Raw genomic sequence first — 2302 nt, 5'->3', positions numbered from 1 at the left:
GGCTGACTCATTTTGGTGATACGATTTAGAATATTTTTTAAAAATAGGTATTTTTTTGAAATAATCGCAAAAATTATCCCCCTGCTTTTCCCGGTAACCGGCAGGCCAGGAGGGAGCAGCTGCCAATGATTCACTTTTTTTGATTAAATTAAAGGGGCAGTTTATAAAATAACATCCATGAAAGAGGACGTCACGAGTAGAACCGCCCAATATATGGCCTTATTCCGTGCGCTGGAAACAACCCGCTCCAGGGACCGGCGTTTGTTCACCGATAAATTTGCATCATGGTTCCTTGACAACAGGTTGAAACTGGGCGTATGGCTTTGCCGTATACCAGGGTGGCGGCCGCTCGCGGAATGGATCATCCGGAAAAAGATTCCCGGTGCCTTATCTTCCGGTATAGCGCGCACAAAATATATCGACGACCTGTTATTGCAGGCGGTTGATAAAGGAGCGCAGCAGGTGTATATTCTCGGCGCCGGTTTTGATACACGGGGACTGCGCCTGCCTTTTCTCCGGCAGCTGAAAGTGGTGGAAATAGATCATCCCAATACAGCGGCTTACAAATTGTCGAAATTACGTGCACATAAACTGCCTGCCAAAGTATATTATTACCAGATAGATTTTAACCGCCAGAGCCTTGATCAGCTGAGCGCACTGAATAACTTTGATTTTACCATGCCCACCGCCATTATCTGGGAGGGCGTTACCAACTACCTGAACAAAGAAGCCATCGACAGTACCTTTTCATTTCTGCAACGCTTTGAACCCGGTTCCCGGGTGATATTTACCTATGTACACCAGGAGGTGCTGGACAATCCTTCCTCATTTTATGGCGGAGAGAAACTGCTCCGGGATGTGGCCAGCCTGGAAGAAAAGTGGACGTTTGGTTTTGAGCCCTCAGCATTGCCTGCTTACCTGCGCCGGTACAACTTTCAATTACTGGAAGACCTTGGCGCCAGCGAATACCGCAAACACTATTTACCCGGCCGGTCTGAAAAAGGCTATGAGTTTTACAGGGTGGCCTGTGCGGAACGCACTGGGGTTTCCTGAAACCCTTTAAGGATGCGAATATTGGGCTCATCAATAAACATTTCCGGAATACATCTTGTTGTTCTAATGCAGCCGGTAGGCGCATTAAAACAAATTTTATGAAAGCAATCATCAGATCCATGCTGGCGGGCATGTTGATTTTAGCGGGTGCATGCGGTACCACCGTTCATATGACCGGTGCCTGGAAAGCGCCCGAAGCTCCTGCAGAAGGCTATCATAACATACTGGTGGCCTCTCTTACTTCAAATGTAGGGGCGCAGCAGATGGTGGAAACCCAGATGGCGGCGGCATTACAAAAACGCGGTATTACCGCCGGTAAGGGGCTGGACCTGTTTCCTCCTAAATTTAACCCGGTAAGCGACCAGGATAAAAGCGCTGCTACGCAAAAGATCATCGATGCAGGTTATACAGCGGTGTTAACTACTTCACTGGTGAATAAGGAATCCCAAACCAGGTATGTGCCCGGCAGCGTATCTTATGCTCCATATCCTGCATACGGCTGGTACGGCCGTTTCTGGGGATATTACGGTTACATGTACGGATCGGTGTATTCCCCGGGGTATTATACCACCGATAAAAGATATTTCCTGGAAAGCAACCTGTACGACCTGAAGCAGGATGGAAAACTGGTATGGTCCGGTCAGTCGGAAACCTACAACCCCAATAGTCTGGAATCATTTGCCAAAGCCTTTGCCACGCAGGTGTCTGATGCCCTGCAAAACGGAGGGTTACTGAAAAGATGATCAGTGGCTGTTATCATAGTAGGTGTCGTCCCGTTCAATTTTGCCATCATCAATGGTGAACACCGTACAGATGGGCAGGCGCCACTTTTTGCCATCCAGCCCGGTGGCAGAGGAAATGAATTGCACGGTAACATGATTTTTATCCGCATAAACATTCTGCACTTCATCCTGTATATCGGGAAACTGCTGCTGCAGCTCCCGGTATTTTTGCGCAGTTTGTTCCCGTGTACGTAATACCGGTTCAGGTCCGAAAGAAGGGTCGAGGAAGGTGGCGGTATCTTTATAGCAGGCTGCCAGCTTTTTCCAGTCGTGCCGGTTAAAAGCATCAAAGAGGTCTTTCACTACAAGGGTATTTGAATTAGCCAGGCTGATCTTACTACCTGGTTGTACGCATCCCGCAAAGGAAAGCGCCAGTAACAGTATCAGGGAAATTTTCATGCATCAGGAATTTGGGATATTACAAATTACGAAGAAGTGTGGGAAAATGAATTTATAATTTAAATTTG

Annotated in this window: 3 protein-coding genes; 2 read left to right on the top strand and 1 reads right to left on the bottom strand. The window is 47.5% G+C overall.

Translation table 11 applies throughout. The features are described 5' to 3' along the window. Positions 1-177 precede the first annotated feature (177 nt). Together VN105_RS04655 and VN105_RS04650 are read left to right on the top strand one after the other, a co-directional pair. Positions 178-1053 carry an SAM-dependent methyltransferase gene (locus VN105_RS04655; protein ID WP_325638409.1) on the top strand — a complete coding sequence of 292 codons (876 nt, stop codon included), beginning with the start codon at positions 178-180 and terminating at the stop codon, positions 1051-1053. 98 nt (positions 1054-1151) lie between these two features. Further along, positions 1152-1796: a hypothetical protein gene (locus VN105_RS04650; protein ID WP_325638407.1), complete on the top strand. Its 645-nt coding sequence runs from the start codon at positions 1152-1154 to the stop codon at positions 1794-1796. Here the strand turns inward: VN105_RS04650 and VN105_RS04645 are convergent, their stop codons facing one another. Beyond that, positions 1797-2234: a nuclear transport factor 2 family protein gene (locus VN105_RS04645; RefSeq protein ID WP_325638405.1), complete on the bottom strand. Its 438-nt coding sequence runs from the start codon at positions 2232-2234 to the stop codon at positions 1797-1799. Positions 2235-2302 lie beyond the last annotated feature (68 nt).

This window comes from Chitinophaga sp., assembly GCF_035564935.1.
Classification (GTDB): Bacteria; Bacteroidota; Bacteroidia; order Chitinophagales; family Chitinophagaceae; genus Chitinophaga.
Note: the sequence above shows the minus strand (reverse complement) of the source record. Positions and strands in the feature narration are given on the sequence as shown.

What these genes read in the sequence shown, in the direction of transcription:
- VN105_RS04650 (WP_325638407.1), top strand. Translation starts at nt 1,152, where the DNA reads ATGAAAGCAATCATCAGATCCATGCTGGCGGGCATGTTGATTTTAGCG.
- VN105_RS04645 (WP_325638405.1), bottom strand. Translation starts at nt 2,234, where the DNA reads ATGAAAATTTCCCTGATACTGTTACTGGCGCTTTCCTTTGCGGGATGC.
- VN105_RS04655 (WP_325638409.1), top strand. Translation starts at nt 178, where the DNA reads ATGAAAGAGGACGTCACGAGTAGAACCGCCCAATATATGGCCTTATTC.